14 protein-coding genes are annotated in these 15,217 nt (G+C 48.8%); 11 read left to right on the top strand and 3 right to left on the bottom strand.

Features of this window, described 5'->3' with window-relative positions; translation table 11 throughout:
* The first annotated feature begins 15 nt into the window (after positions 1–15).
* A complete protein-coding gene (gene rlmN / locus ABGV42_RS29485) occupies positions 16–1,110 on the top strand; it encodes a 23S rRNA (adenine(2503)-C(2))-methyltransferase RlmN (protein ID WP_347384896.1) in 1,095 nt (364 codons plus the stop codon).
* Between the two features lie 99 nt (positions 1,111–1,209).
* On the opposite strand, the gene ABGV42_RS29480 is transcribed toward rlmN, so the two are convergent.
* Positions 1,210–1,650, bottom strand: a complete 441-nt coding sequence (locus ABGV42_RS29480; RefSeq protein WP_347384895.1) for a GNAT family N-acetyltransferase — start codon at positions 1,648–1,650, stop codon at positions 1,210–1,212.
* Positions 1,651–1,826: 176 nt separating this feature from the next.
* On the opposite strand from ABGV42_RS29480, the gene ABGV42_RS29475 reads away from it, so the two are divergent.
* The 6 genes from ABGV42_RS29475 (at position 1,827) to ABGV42_RS29450 (ending at position 6,820) form a co-directional block, all read left to right on the top strand.
* A complete protein-coding gene (locus ABGV42_RS29475; protein ID WP_347384894.1) occupies positions 1,827–2,303 on the top strand; it encodes a MarR family winged helix-turn-helix transcriptional regulator in 477 nt (158 codons plus the stop codon).
* Positions 2,304–2,404: 101 nt separating this feature from the next.
* On the top strand, positions 2,405–3,523 hold the full coding sequence (locus ABGV42_RS29470; RefSeq protein ID WP_347384893.1) for a glycosyl hydrolase family 8: 1,119 nt from the start codon (positions 2,405–2,407) through the stop codon (positions 3,521–3,523).
* 114 nt (positions 3,524–3,637) lie between these two features.
* A complete protein-coding gene (locus ABGV42_RS29465; protein ID WP_336782468.1) occupies positions 3,638–4,513 on the top strand; it encodes a diguanylate cyclase domain-containing protein in 876 nt (291 codons plus the stop codon).
* A gap of 22 nt (positions 4,514–4,535) precedes the next feature.
* Complete coding sequence (locus ABGV42_RS29460; protein ID WP_347384892.1) at positions 4,536–4,679, top strand: hypothetical protein; 144 nt, start codon at positions 4,536–4,538, stop codon at positions 4,677–4,679.
* Complete coding sequence (locus ABGV42_RS29455; RefSeq protein WP_347384891.1) at positions 4,672–5,967, top strand: glycosyltransferase family 2 protein; 1,296 nt, start codon at positions 4,672–4,674, stop codon at positions 5,965–5,967. Before ABGV42_RS29460 ends, ABGV42_RS29455 begins: the two co-directional genes overlap by 8 nt.
* Positions 5,968–6,091: 124 nt before the next feature.
* Complete coding sequence (locus tag ABGV42_RS29450) at positions 6,092–6,820, top strand: class I SAM-dependent methyltransferase (RefSeq protein ID WP_347384890.1); 729 nt, start codon at positions 6,092–6,094, stop codon at positions 6,818–6,820.
* 115 nt (positions 6,821–6,935) lie between these two features.
* Here ABGV42_RS29450 and ABGV42_RS29445 read toward each other — a convergent pair whose 3' ends face one another.
* Both ABGV42_RS29445 and ABGV42_RS29440 read right to left on the bottom strand, forming a co-directional pair.
* Positions 6,936–7,715 (bottom strand): ABC transporter ATP-binding protein, encoded by a 780-nt coding sequence (locus ABGV42_RS29445; RefSeq protein WP_347384889.1) that lies wholly within the window; start codon positions 7,713–7,715, stop codon positions 6,936–6,938.
* Between the two features lie 83 nt (positions 7,716–7,798).
* A complete protein-coding gene (locus tag ABGV42_RS29440; RefSeq protein WP_431523704.1) occupies positions 7,799–9,025 on the bottom strand; it encodes an MFS transporter in 1,227 nt (408 codons plus the stop codon).
* 118 nt (positions 9,026–9,143) lie between these two features.
* Between ABGV42_RS29440 and ABGV42_RS29435 the strand changes: the two genes are divergently transcribed.
* The 4 genes from ABGV42_RS29435 (at position 9,144) to ABGV42_RS29420 (ending at position 15,145) form a co-directional block, all read left to right on the top strand.
* On the top strand, positions 9,144–10,040 hold the full coding sequence (locus ABGV42_RS29435) for a helix-turn-helix domain-containing protein (RefSeq protein WP_347384888.1): 897 nt from the start codon (positions 9,144–9,146) through the stop codon (positions 10,038–10,040).
* A 32-nt stretch (positions 10,041–10,072) separates the two neighbouring features.
* Entirely contained in the window at positions 10,073–11,074 is a 1,002-nt protein-coding gene (locus tag ABGV42_RS29430) for a pectinesterase family protein (RefSeq protein WP_347384887.1), read from the top strand.
* A 391-nt stretch (positions 11,075–11,465) separates the two neighbouring features.
* Positions 11,466–13,043 (top strand): chitinase, encoded by a 1,578-nt coding sequence (locus ABGV42_RS29425; RefSeq protein WP_347384886.1) that lies wholly within the window; start codon positions 11,466–11,468, stop codon positions 13,041–13,043.
* The gene (locus ABGV42_RS29420; protein WP_347384885.1) at positions 13,043–15,145 is read left to right on the top strand and encodes a glycosyl hydrolase family 18 protein; all 2,103 of its coding nucleotides are present in this window, start codon (positions 13,043–13,045) and stop codon (positions 15,143–15,145) included. The genes ABGV42_RS29425 and ABGV42_RS29420 overlap by 1 nt, the downstream gene beginning before the upstream one ends.
* Positions 15,146–15,217 lie beyond the last annotated feature (72 nt).

Below are 15,217 nucleotides of genomic sequence, written 5' to 3'. Positions count from 1 at the left end.
AAAGAGGACTATACAATGAACAAATCATCCATTTATGGATTAACATTAGAGCAACTTCGTTCCTGGCTGCCGGAGCATGGGCAGAAGAAATCCCGTGCTTCCCGAATCTGGGAATGGTTATATCAAGAGCGCGTACATGATTTTCCCGAGATGTCCGATGTCCGCCAGGAATGTCTGGATGTCCTCTCCGAACACTTCACCATGAACTCGCTGAGTGAGCATGTGAAGCAGGAGTCGGCAGACGGTACGGTGAAATTTCTGCTGCGGATGCAGGACGGCAACCTGATTGAGACCGTATTAATGCGCCAAAAATACGGCCTGACTGTATGTGTAACCACTCAAGTAGGCTGTAATATTGGCTGCAGCTTCTGCGCGAGTGGGCTGATCAAGAAAAGCCGTGACTTGTCCGCAGGAGAAATTGTGGAACAGATTATGCACGTGCAGCGACACCTGGATGCAGCTGGCCAGGGCGAGCGGGTAACCAACGTGGTCGTGATGGGGATTGGCGAACCGTTCGACAATTTCCAGAACATGAGCGATTTCATTGAAGTCATCAAGGATCGTAAAGGACTGGCACTTGCTGCCAAGCGTATCACCGTATCCACAAGTGGATTGCCTGACAAGATCAAGGAATTTGCAGACAGCAGTTTGCAGGTTAATCTGGCGATCTCTTTGCACGCACCGAATAACGAACTGCGTACACATATCATGAAGATCAACCGGGCCTTCCCGATTGAACAGCTGATGGACGCGGTGGATTATTATTTGGCTACCACGAACAAACGCATCATGTTCGAATATATTTTACTTCGGGATGTTAATGATCAACGGGAGCATGCGACAGAACTTGCTGAACTGTTGTCCAGCCGTAAGAATATGGTCAGCGTCAATCTGATCCCATACAACCCGGTAGATGAGCATAGTCAATATCAGCGGAGTACGGAAGAATCGATTCTGGGCTTCTATGATACGCTTAAGAAAAATAACATCAACTCCACGGTACGTATGGAACACGGTACTGACATCGATGCGGCCTGCGGTCAATTGCGCAGTAAACAGATGAAAAATAATGCTGCCGAGTCACAGCCAGACCGTCTGGCTATGGGGTAATCGTCCCTTGAGACGATTGTTGCGGCACAGTATAGTGCACGTAGGCAAAACGCCTCCGTATCTCACTGAAAAAGTGAGTACAGAGGCGTTTTTTAATATCTATTTGAGCTTCTTGGTCATTAACAGATGGGGAATGCCATCTTCCATAAACACATCGGAGGCTGCTGCATATCCAAGACGTTCGTAGAACCCGGAGGCTTGGACCTGTGCGTGAAGTTTAGCCTTCTCCAGTCCTTGATCCAGAGCCATCTGCTCCAGTTTGTCAATCAGCACCCGGCCGAGGCCGTGCTTGCGGTAATCCATCATTACACAGATGCGTTCCAGCTTGGCGACATTCTCCACAACGCGCAGTCTGGAGGAAGCGGCAGGTACACCGTCCACGTAGAGGAGAATATGACGGGCTTCCGTGCCGAGCGCATCATAGGCATCGAATTCATCATGGGCAGGAACCCCTTGCTCTTCCACAAAGATAGCGGTACGAATGGCGAAGCAAGCATCGAGCAATTCCTGGTTATCAACTTCAACAATAGTGGTATTCATGAATGGTTCTCCTTTGGCCGATAGTAATGTCATTCTGGCATGGTAAACTGGTACAAAAGCAAATAGGATCCTCGAAAGAAACAGGATATCATCGTTCACTTTTAAGATGAGTTAATTTTAGTTATATCACTAGTTATGTTGCGAATGCAACAAAATGATAAGAGGGTGTGTGTACAATGACTGAAAAAAAAGAAGTGCTGCGCGAGATCGGCATGATCGCACGTTGTTTGGACTCCATCAGCAATGTCGAATTTCAACATTTGAACCTCTCTCGTGGACAGTATCTGTATCTGTATCGCATATGCGAGAATCCTGGAATCATTCCTAACCAACTGGCTGAAATGATCAAAGTGGACCGAACCACGGTAGCCAGAGCAATCAGCAAGTTGGAGGCGGACGGGTTCATCGTCAAGAAGTCAGCATTGGGTAATAAAAAGAACAAGCAGTTATATCCAACGGAGGCGGGACTTGATGCCTGGGCCTTTATACAAAAAGAGGGAGTGCACTCCGACCAGGTAACGCTGGAGGGACTGACAGAGGAAGAGATTGAGCTCGCCGTCAACCTTCTGCGGCGGATGCGTCACAATATCGAAGTGGATTGGAAGTTTGTCAAAAAGGGCGGCCGCCGGGCTTACATGAACGAGTCCGAATGAGCATAGCCCCTATCCTTGATCCCTGCATCCCAGACCTTAGCCGAGCCCATTTCAAGGAGAAGAATCGTTATTCCACAGGAATAATAGCACAGGAGGAATTCATGAAGAGCATCAAGCGAAAAAGACTGACGTGGGTGGTTACATTATCTGTAATTGCAGCAAGCGTATTCGCCTTGTCGTTCCTGTACATGAAGGAGAGGTTTGTGATGAACGAAGTATCCCCGACGGTGGCATTTGTTCAGAACCACATGACCAATCCGAATGGCACACTGGCTTCCTATTTGCAGGATGCTCCTTCAGCGCACGCAGACATTGTTGCCGGCAGGGAGGCATTGTCGGAATCACTCGGTTTGTGGATGCAATATGCGGTTGCCAAGAACGATCAGGCATTGTTTGAACAGAGCTATGAAATGCTGACGACTTATTTCCTCATGCCTCAGAAGTATATTGCCTGGAAACTGGACAAGGAAGGCAAGTCACATGTGACGACCAATGCCCTTGGAGATGATTTTCGAATTATAGACGCCTTATTGAAGGCTGCGGATCAATGGGAACAGGGCAGAGATGCCAAGTTGTCCACTGCTGCCGAGATCTCCCGGACTTTGAGCCAATCTGTACAGAATGAAGGGTACTTTGTTGATTTTCATGATTTTGCAGGAGGATATTCCCCGGATACATTGAGCTTGGTTTATGTGGATTTACCGGCACTCGAGCAGATGGAAGAACATGATATGCTGCAGTCCGGAACGTACGCGAAGTATGAATATTTGCTTCAAAACATGCCTGATGACGGAGTATTCTATCCCAAAACATTCAACGTTGTAACCCAGGAGTATACATATGATGACAAGGTAAACCTGATTGATCAGCTCATCGTGGCGAACCACTTAGTCCAGACCAGCCGGAAACCGGACAAGCTGATTTCTTTTTTGAAAAAGCAGTTCGAAACCCGTCATCAGCTTCCCGGACAGTATGTTCGCAATAATCGTGCACCTGCGGTAACCTATGAATCACCTTCCGTGTATGGACTCGCTATACTGCTTGCCGTACGCTCCGGTGATCCAAAATGGGCCAAACAGCTGTATAACCATATGATCACGATGCGTGGTCAGGATTCGAATTATCCGGGGGGATACGTATTTGATGGGAACACCCATATGTTTGATAATCTGTTCCCTTTGCTTGGAGAGACAGAGTTACAGAAGTCCCTTAAAAAGTAATAGATTTGTCATCTCATTTGGAGTATAAATATGATAGGATATAATTGTCTAATCATGTCATAATTTGGCGGATTGCTAGAAGACATAATTTTAACCATCGGAGAGAAGGAAACTATGAGAAACAAAGCACCTATCCAACGTATCGCATGGGGATATGCCAGTCTGATTGGATTAGCCGTTATTCAACAGCTCGTCATTTATCTCAAAATTTACATGAATCAGAGCTTTACCACGCTTGATGTCATTTTCAGCATTGTGTCGCTTGGAGCGCTGGTCCTTGGTTTTGTGATACCTGTCGGAGTTTCTGTTGTTGCCGGGTTTGTATACCTGGTTTCTTATTTTGTATGGCTTGTGACCTACGCGAACGTGGATGTACTGACGTTCTCATGGTGGCTGCTGATTCCAGCCAATGTGGCAGTTGCTGCCTTCATTAAAGCAAGTCTGGTTCGAAGCGCACGAGTGATGGAGCGGCTGCAGGAACTGCAGGACCGCAATCCGGAGCTGGATCTGGATACCACCCTCGGCAATAAGGAGGCCCTTGCCGATACGGTTATCAAACAAAGTAACCTGGCAAGAAGGTACTCGGAGCAGTATGGATTCAGCATGGCCATGTTCAAGATTGAATTCCTGCCGCTGGTCCTTGAATCACTCGGTTCGGTTCGGTATGCACAGTTCCTGCTTGAGCTGTCGAACACCATTCAGAAGCAAATTCGGTTCGAAGATTATAAATTTTTTGTAGACCGGGGACGGTTCGTCATTATCTGTCCGATGACCAATGTGGAATATTTGCCTGTGCTTACAGCAAGGATCAAAAAGGCCATGATGGATCTGCAATTTATCGATAAAAAGGGAAACGAGCTGCAGACGGTCATTCGCTCCGGGGCACTTGTTTTTCAAAAGGAACAATTCAGTAAGTACGAGGATATCGATGCTGTAATTGCTGCGCTAGAACGGAATACAGAGACAGATCTCATTGGAGAATACATCTAGATGCAGGAGGAGGCATAGTCCGGTGAATTATTTAACATGGTTTGTTCCGCTCTGCATTGTAGTCAGCAGCTTCTTCGCGATCACCATACTTATCTTAACCGTTGCGACGCTGCGTTTTCGAGGGAAAATCAACAGGAAATATGATCGGAGGAAGTTGAATGGCTGATTTCCTGCTGCTGATGTCCATCCTTAGTATCTGGATATCGGTTACTGAATCTATTGTCATTATGGCTGGGGCCATTCGATTCATCAATAAGCAAGAAAAAAAGGGGATTCAAATCCCGGAGAACATGGATCACTATCCAACTGTAACGGTAATGGTGCCGGCACATAATGAAGGTGTAGTTATCGTTTCTACGGTTGAGCATATTCTGCGTCTGAATTATCCCGAACATAAAGTTCAGGTCATTGTCATTGCCGATAATTGTACGGATGATACAGCTGAACGGCTTAAGGCACTCAAGGCCAAGAGCAGCTATGCAGACCGCGATTTCACGATTCTGGAGCGTAAGGGCACAGGAGGGAAATCCGGGGCCCTGAATGATGGCCTCGAACTTGCCTGGGGTGAATGGATCTGCATTTATGATGCAGATGCGGCACCTGAACGAAATGCATTAATGTTTCTGACACAGAAAGCACTGGAGAACCCAGAGAAGCATGGTGCTGTGTTTGGACGCAATAAGGCTCGTAACCGGGGGCAGAATTTTCTCTCCCGATGTATTAATCTGGAGCTTGTAACCGTTCAGCGCGTTCACCATACAGGGCTATGGGAGTTATTTAAACTTGGGACGATTCCGGGCACTAACTATATCATTAAGGCAAATCTGATTCGTGAAATTGGTGGATGGGATCCCGATGCCATTACAGAAGATACGGCTGTTTCGTTTGATATTCTTACTCGTGGTCAGCTTATTGCGTTAGCGCCACAAGCGGAAGCCTATCAACAGGAGCCGGAAGAGCTGAAAGTTTATATGAAACAGCGCGAGCGCTGGTCCAAGGGGAATTATCAGGTCGTTATCGATAATATTAAACATCTGTTCGACCGTACAAGCTGGAGAATTAAACTCCATGTTCTGTACTATGCTGCGAGTTATTTCTGGTTTATGATCGCTATTATTGTTTCGGATATTATCTTTGTCTCTAACCTTGTATATCAAGTTATCGCATTGTTTAATCCAAATGTGATCTCTCCTTTTCAGTTTTCAGGGGACGTATACGTGTATCTGGTTATCGCTTGGGCACTTATGTATTACATTTATGTACTGCAAATTAATCTGGCGCTCTCAGCGGATATTGGGCAGAGCAATACACAAAACTTCATTGTGGCTTGTCTCTCCTACTTCACCTATGCCCAGTTGTTTCTGGTCATCTCCGTTAAAGCGTTTATCTCCCTCATTGGGGACAAACTGTTTCGCAGAGAAACCAAATGGTACAAAACGCAGCGATTCGGCTGAGTTTAATCGTGCTGTTAAAACCAAGGCTGTTTCTGACTTGTTCAGAGACAGTCTTTTTTTGTTATGGAGGAACACGTACACAATAGGTATAATCTTTCGGAGAATAGAAACGGAGGGCTGCGCAGTGAGCGAACATGGTTCCGATTTTTATGATAATGATGCCAATTTCGAAAAATACATGGAACGCCGCCAGTGGCAGGAGAATGCCAATGATACGCTGGAAAAACCCATCATGCTGGAGCTGATGGGAGACGTTGCGGGCAAAAGCATCCTGGATCTGGGCTGTGGCGATGCGAGATTCGGGGCGGAATTAATCGGTTCTGAGCATCGCGCTTCGGATTACACGGGGATTGAGGGGTCGGGCAATATGTTCCGTACAGCCCTGGAGACCGTTAAGGGCAAAAATGCACAGATTGAACAGGCATTTATGGAAGACTGGACGTACCCGCTGAATCAGTATGATCTGGTCATGTCCAGACTGGCTATTCATTATGTAGAGGATGTGGACCACTTGTTTCTTAACGTACATAACACATTGAAGGAGAACGGGAGATTCATATTTTCAGTGGAACACCCGGTGATTACGTCCACATTGCAGCCATCCGGGACGCGAACCAATTGGATTGTCGATCAGTATTTTGTGGAAGGATATCGCGAACAGCAGTGGCTCGGGGGTTCAGTGAAAAAGATGCACCGTTCCATTGAATCGTACTATATGGCCCTGCAGAAGGCGGGGTTCCATGTGGAGCATTTACGAGAATCCGCACCACAGCGCGAACATTTCGTAAATGAAGAAACCTATCTGCGCAGACAGCGAATTCCGCTGTTTTTGTTCCTCTCTGCACGTAAATAACACACAGCATGCTGTGGATAGATATGAACAACCTAAAGCAGCCAAGAAACCTGTCCACATGTGGATAAGTTTTCTTGGATGCTTTTGTACTCAGGCTGTGTACAGATGAGCCATTTTATTTATCGGCTGCCCTCACATAGACACGATCCCCATGCCGGTCCACATCTACAGGCGCTTCAAAAAAGTCACTCAACACTTCGATGTTCATCACCTCGGAAGTTAACCCGCTGCTCACAACCTCACCCCGCCGCAGCAGGAGGCTGTGACTGAACACGGGCAGAATCTCTTCGGTATGGTGGGTCACGTAGATCAGGGAAGGAGAGTCTGGTTTCTGGGATAATTCACGGATGCTCTCCAGCAGCCGCTCTCTGGAGAACAGATCAAGCCCATTACAGGGCTCGTCCAAAATAAGAATGCGTGGATTCGCCATCAGGGCTCTGGCAATAAGAAGTTTCTGCTTCTCTCCCTGTGAACAGGTACGATATTCGCGATCCCACAGGTGCTGACAGCCAAGAGTAGTCATCAGTTCTCGGGCCTGATCCAAATCCTGATCGGATAGTTTGTCATAGAGACCAATCGTAGCGTGTTTGCCGCTAATGACAACATATTGAGTGCGGTCCGTCCCATGTAATTTCTCCTGGAGAGAAGAACTGACCCAGCCGATGGTTTTACGCAGTTCACGCAGGTCCACATCGCCATACGGATGTCCAAGCACTGATATCATGCCCTCGGTTGGCCACAGATAACCGGTAATCATGTTGAGCAGCGTGGTCTTGCCGGACCCATTCAGGCCGAGCAGTGCCCAGTGTTCCCCGTCGTTAACCCGCCAGCTGACATCGTTCAGCAGCGTAATCGGACCTCTTTTCCAAGTTACGTGTTGTACATCAATAATCATGGCGTATTCCTTCCTTCTGTTTAACCTCTGTCTCGATTATCCTGACCTTATTGTAGTCACAAAATTACTGACGTTTCAATGTATTAGGCGTTTCTTGGTCGATCTCGGCGCAGGAATACAGCACACACTCCGAGCAGCGGCAAAAAGGAACATAGCTTGATGACGAATGAAATGCTGGTCATATCGATCAGGGAACCGAGTACAACGGACCCAAGCCCCGCCATGCCGAACGATAAGCCGAAGAACAGTCCGGACACCGTTCCGATGTGACGCGGCAGCAGCTCCTGCGCATACACAATGATGACGCTGAAGCCTGACATGAGAATTAGTCCGATGATGCCGCATAATACCATGGATAGAGCAGGTCCGGCATAAGGCAGAAGCAGTGAAAATGGTGCAGTACCTGCGATGGAGAACCAGATCATCGGTTTACGTCCGTAACGATCAGCCAGCGGTCCGCCGAGCAAGGTTCCGATCATCCCCGAAAATTGTAAAATGAACAGGCAGATCTGTGCCTGCGAAAGAGGCAGGTTATACGCATCCGCGTAATAAAAGGCATAGTACCCTGTCATACCGGCAATATATACGAATTTGGAAAATAGCAGCAGGATGAGGATTCCCATTGTAAAAGCGATAAATCCCCGACTTGCAAGCTGGGCAATAGGCTGCCCGATGCCATTTGACTGTACAGGCTGTTGATGACGGGTGTGATTTTCTGCCAGCCTGTGTCGGTACCAACGGCTGACGGAAGACTGGATAACAATCCCGATCAGGGCAAAACCCATCAACCATAAGAAACTAAGCTGCCCGTGTGGCAGAAGAATAAAGGCAACGAGCAATGGCGCGAGGGCTTGACCCGTGTTGCCACCGACCTGGAAGATAGACTGTGCCATTCCGCGTCCACGACCAGCTGCCAGATGGGCGACACGTGAGGACTCAGGATGGAGAATGGATGAGCCTATGCCAATCAATGCTGCGGAAACAAGCAGCATCCATAGCTCGGAAGACAAGGCGAAGCCGAGAACACCAATCAGGGAGAATAACATGCCTCCGGGAAGCAGGATCGGCATCGGCTTGCGATCAGACATATAACCGATCAGCGGTTGTAGAACGGATGCGGTAATAATTAATGTGAAGGCAATCCAGCCCATTTGAGCGAAACTGAGCTGCATGGTTTGCTGGAACAGCGGGAAGGCAGACGGAACAACGGTCTGCATCGCATCATTCAGCAGATGGGCGAAGCTGACTCCGGCAAGCGCCCAGTTGGCGGAGTGATTGATTTGCATTTTACTTACAGCGGATTGGGCCACGGGAGATCACCTCGAATTATTTTTTTACCATGATAAAAGATACAGACATCGATTGTCTTCGCGAAAAGTGCTTGGAAAGTGAGCACGATTTGCTATAATGTCAGCAGGTGAGGAAACGATGGAATTAAACATGACGTTGAATGGATTGGAATTGTGGAAGGCTTCAGGCGGGTTCGCTAATGAACCACATGTCCATGATGATTGGTATCAGGTTACGTTGCCAGTAAGGGGCGAGTGTCATCTGGTGCAGGAACAGCAGGCTTATCCTCTCCAAGCAGGACAGGGTATAATCGCCCACCCCCAGATGGAGCACTTTTTCGAGATTGGTTCAGATTCGGCAGTTATCGTTATCAAGTTCCGTAATCCGCCAGGAGGTGGCTTGGGGGATTTAGATCGAAGAAGGGCGCAGACCGAATTTCGGCCCACACAAATCTTCGACCCTGCTGAAATCAGCAGACTGTTCCGAGGCTGGAGCGCCCTTTTGCTGGATGACGCGCCTGAATCGTTGCAAATACAGGAAATCGAACTAGCCGTAGAGGCATATCTTTCACAAGTGCTGTCTGGTGGACAACAGAATAGAGGTAGTCTGACGGTAGCAACTCCAGGAATTGATGCCACTGGGGGTGCCGGGTCGAATCTGGTTTGTGAGCAATTTCAGAATTTGTTTGAGCGAACAACCAGCAACGGAGGCGCGTTCATTGACCCCCATCTCCGGCGCGTGCTGGAGTATATACACAGTGATTATACAAGTTCGATGGACATTGATTCCATGGCGGCAATAGCGCACCAGAGCAGATATCATTTTATGCGCTCCTTCAAAGCATTGACAGGTTCAACACCGTATCAGTATGTGCTGCATTTGCGTGTGGAGGAAGCCACCAGACGACTGCGTCTTACGACAGATTCAGTGACCACAATTAGCTTTTGGCTGGGATTCTCCAATGTCAGTCAGTTCTATAGAGTGTTTCAGCGAATAAAGGGTGTAACACCGATGGAGTATCGGAACCAGATGTAGAATTGGAATACGTACAGGGAGTGGATCAGCATATGAATGGTTACCTGGTTGCTGCGGATGGGAGCGGTGATTTTGCCACGATTCAGGCTGCGATTGACGCCATACCGGACCAAAATACCGATAAGTTTGTTGTTCGTATTAGACAAGGTGTCTATGTTGAGAAGCTGCATATTGAGAAGCCGTGGGTTCATCTCATCGGTGAGGGAGCAGAGCAGACCATTGTTACATATGACGACTATGCACTCAAGACGTTCCCTGACGGGGAGTTATATCATACGTTCCATTCCTATACGGCCTTAATTGGAGCAGATGATTTCACGGCAGAGGGGCTTTCCTTCGTCAATTCCGCCGGTCCCGGCAAGGATGTTGGGCAGGCCCTTGCCGTGTATGTGGATGGGGACCGGGCAGCTTTCCGGGGTTGCCGCTTTATCGGTCACCAGGATACCATCTTCACCGGGCCGCTGCCGGAACAGCCGATGGATCGAGCCTCTTTCGGAGGGCCGCGCGATGGTGCGGAGCGCCGGAAACTGCGTCAGTATTATGAGGATTGTTACATCGAAGGTGACATTGATTTTATTTTTGGCTCCGCTACAGCCGTTTTCAAGGATTGTGAAATCTTTGCCAAAAATCGTTTATCCGATCATGCTTCAGCAGAGGAGAAGGTGAATGGCTGGATTACTGCGGCCTCTACACCAGAAGACGTCCGGTACGGTTATGTCTTCATTGATTGTGCTCTTACCGGCAATGCACCTCCGCAATCGGTATATCTCGGCAGGCCGTGGCGGAATCATGCCAAGGTGTGTTTCCTGCATTGCTGGATGGGTGCTCATGTGAAGCAGGAGGGCTGGCATAACTGGAACAAACCTGATGCAGAGGCCAGCGTGGTGTTCGCCGAATATAACAGTAAGGGTCCGGGAGCAGGGAGCAGGGCCGGGCGAGTGCCGTGGGCAACCATTCTGAATGAGCAGCAGGCAATGGAATATTCACTATCTCGCGTGCTCTCCGGAGAGGATGAATGGCAACCCTTTGGCTGAAGGGTAATAATCCCTATTTTTCTCAAGAGCAATGCTTTACTACCTGTTGCAGGAGCTTATGCAAGGCTGTCTTTCAAGTCCATTATGGGCTTGGCGGACAGTCTTTTTTTTGCGGCATATTCAATTTTCGCCCTCCAAAAGAATAATTTATCCCTTATCTCATTTGCGTTTTACTGATTAAATACAGATGAGGATCTGTAAATTCCCTGTAAAATCTGGATGTCATAATTTAAAACGAGAATGGAGGGAAGGTCCGATGCCAAAGAGAGAGGGGGAAGCAGCAAGCGTATTTATCAATCATGTATTAAAGCTCTATCGTCGCAGATCACATGCAAGTGCACCGAGAAGCTTTTGCAAGGTGAAAACAACCTGAGTACAGGAGGGATGTTGCATGAATCAAGCTGTTTGGTTCCGCCCGGTTATCCTAGTCGCTTTGTCATTTCTTCTGATCATTTCGTGGTTTGCACCAAGAGCAGACGCCGCTGCCCAGTGGCAGGCCGGCACCGCATACAAGAAAGGAGATCTCGTAACATATCAAAACAAAAATTATGAATGCATTCAGTCCCATACAGCTTTGAACGGATGGGAGCCTCCTCTAGTTCCTGCACTGTGGACCTATGTTGGGGATGGTCCCGGGGAGGGAGGAGAGACACCTGTTCCGGATACAACCCCACCCTCCATTCCTGCAGGCTTAACCTCATCCTCTGTCACCAGGACCTCAGTCCAGCTTGCCTGGAATGTATCCACGGATAATGTGGGGGTGGCCGGATACGACGTGTACCAAAATGGTGCTCTCGTGGCGAGTACCTCAGCTGCAACGACTACAATAAGTGGGCTGACCAGCGGTACTACGTATGTTTTTACAGTAAAAGCAAAAGATGCTGCAGGCAATGTATCCGCTGCAAGCAATCCCCTCAGTATAACGACTTCCACCGGAACCCCGAATCCGGGGCCAATCGGTAACAAGTGGCTGATCGGGTACTGGCACAACTTCGACAATGGCTCTACCAATCTTAGACTTCGCAGCGTGTCCACAGCCTACGATATCGTTAATGTCTCCTTCGCCGAACCGGTTTCGCACGGCAGCGGCACGCTCGCCTTTACTCCATATAACGCTACAGTAGCCGAATTCAAATCAGACATTGCCTATCTCCAGAGCCAGGGAAAAAAAGTACTGCTTTCCATGGGGGGAGCCAATGGAACGATTGAGCTTACCGATGCAGGCAAGAGGCAACAGTTTGAGGAGTCACTGAAATCTATTATTTCGACTTACGGCTTCGATGGTCTGGATATCGACCTTGAAGGAAGCTCCCTTTCCCTGAATGCGGGAGATACCGATTTCCGCAATCCGACGACACCCAAGATCGTTAATCTCATCCAGGGTGTAAAGGCGGTCAAGTCACACTTTGGCAGTGAGTTCATACTTACCGCTGCACCGGAGACGGCCTATGTCCAAGGCGGTTATCTGTCCTATGGCGGACCCTGGGGAGCATATTTGCCGGTTATTCATGCCTTGCGTAACGATCTGACGCTGCTTCACGTGCAGCACTATAATAGTGGGTCCATGGTGGGGCTGGATGGGCGGTCATACGCTCAAGGCACAGCAGATTTCCATGTAGCCATGGCCGAGATGCTGCTTCAAGGATTTAATATAGGCGGAAACCCGGGGGCATTCTTCCCCCCGTTGCGTCCGGACCAGATTGCAATCGGTGTACCGGCATCCCAACAGGCAGCCGGAGGGGGATATACAACACCTGCCGAACTGCAGAAGGCATTGAATTACTTGATCAAGGGTGTATCCTACGGTGGTTCTTATACCTTGCGCCAACCAGAAGGGTATCCGGGCCTTAAGGGCATTATGACCTGGTCCATTAACTGGGATGCGTATACGAATAATCAGTTCTCGAACGCGCATCGTTCTTATCTGAATGGGCTCAGCACGCAAACAACGAAGGAGGTTGTGTACTAATGCCATATGGATATAAACACATGGATATCAAAAAAATCGGTAAGTTTCTCCTCGGTCTGACCCTGCTCTTATCAGTCATCATCCCTTCATTTACGTTTCAGTCTCGAACGGCCGAAGCCGCAGATGGTTATAAAATTGTCGGTTACTATCCTGCCTGGGCGGCATACGGCCGAAACTACAATGTAACCGATATTGATCCGACCAAAGTGACGCATATCAACTATGCCTTTGCCGACATTTGCTGGAATGGCATTCATGGAAATCCAGATCCTTCGGGCCCCAATCCGGTAACTTGGAGCTGCCAGGATGAGAAGAGCCAGACGATCAATGTACCGAATGGAACGATTGTCCTGGGAGACCCCTGGATTGATACAGGAAAACAATTTGCAGGCGATACCTGGGATCAGCCCTATGCTGGCAATATCCATCAGCTTAACAAACTGAAACAAATCAATCCAAATCTGAAAACGATTATTTCCGTCGGAGGATGGACATGGTCCAATCGCTTCTCCGATGTAGCAGCAACGTCCGCAACTCGCGAGGTCTTTGCGAACTCTGCCGTTGATTTCCTGCGGAAATACAACTTTGACGGGGTAGATCTCGACTGGGAGTACCCGGTGTCAGGCGGGCTGGATGGTAACAGCAAACGTCCTGAAGATAAGCAGAACTATACCCTGCTCCTGAGCAAGATCCGCGAAAAGCTGGATGCGGCGGAAGCCGTTGACGGCAAAGAGTACCTGCTTACGATTGCAAGCGGAGCATCTCCAACCTATGCTGCCAATACAGAGCTTGCGAACATCGCTTCCATTGTCGACTGGATTAACATCATGACCTACGATTTTAACGGAGCCTGGCAGAAAATTAGTGCACATAATGCGCCTCTAAATGCGGATCCTGCCGCTGCAAGTGCAGGAGTACCGGATAGCAATACATTTAATGTGGCTGCCGGAGCACAAGGGCATCTGAATGCAGGAGTACCGGCTGCCAAGCTGGTGCTGGGTGTTCCATTTTACGGCCGGGGCTGGGATGGATGCGCACAGGCGAATAATGGCCAGTATCAGGCGTGCTCGGGCGGTTCTTCTATAGGGACATGGGAGGCAGGTTCCTTTGACTTTTATGATTTGGAGGCCAATTACATTAATAAAAATGGGTACACACGCTATTGGAACGATACGGCCAAAGTGCCATATCTCTATAATGCCTCCAACAAGCGCTTCATCAGCTATGACGATGCGGAGTCCATCGGGCACAAGACCTCATATATCAAAAGTAAAGGGCTTGGCGGGGCGATGTTCTGGGAGCTCAGCGGGGACCGCAACAAGACACTCCAAAATAAGTTAAAATCGGATCTATCTAACGGGGGCACGGTGCCGCCAGCGGATACGACAGCACCGAGCGCACCGGGCAATGCCCGTTCGGCAGGAGTGACGGCAAGCTCGGTAACCCTGGCCTGGAATGCTTCGACGGATAACGTTGGGGTTACCGGTTATAACGTTTATAATGGCGCTAATCTCACGACTTCCGTCACGGGCACGACCGCGACAATTAGCGGGCTAGCACCGAGTACTTCCTATACGTTCACGGTAAAAGCAAAGGATGCGGCAGGCAATCTATCCGCAGCTAGCAATAGCGTAACCGTAAGTACTGCTGCTCAGCCGGGAGGAGATGCCCAGGCGCCAACTGTGCCGACGAACCTCATTTCTACTGCGAAAACGTCATCCACGATTACACTTAGCTGGGGGGCCTCCACAGACAACGTCGCTGTAACTGGATATGAGGTATACAACGGAACGGTTCTGGTGACAACCGTAAGCGGAACATCGGCAACTGTGACAGGACTGGCGGCAGATACCTCATATACGTTCACAGTAAAAGCCAAGGATGCGGCAGGCAACCTATCTGCTGCGAGCAGCGCCTTAACCGTGAAAACTGCAACAGGAACGACGAATCCAGGCGTTTCCGCCTGGCAGGCCAACACCGCCTACACTGTAGGGCAGCTTGTGACGTATAACGGAAAAACGTATAAATGTTTGCAGTCCCATACCTCTTTACAGGGATGGGAACCATCCAATGTGGCTGCATTGTGGCAGCTTCAATCGTAAAACACCTATAATAAAAGACAATCCTGATAAGTTCAGGAGTGTCTTTTATGTAGTAATGTATCTCTTCAAGAA

The organism is Paenibacillus pabuli (assembly GCF_039831995.1).
GTDB lineage: Bacteria > Bacillota > Bacilli > Paenibacillales > Paenibacillaceae > Paenibacillus > Paenibacillus pabuli_C.
Note: the sequence above shows the minus strand (reverse complement) of the source record. Positions and strands in the feature narration are given on the sequence as shown.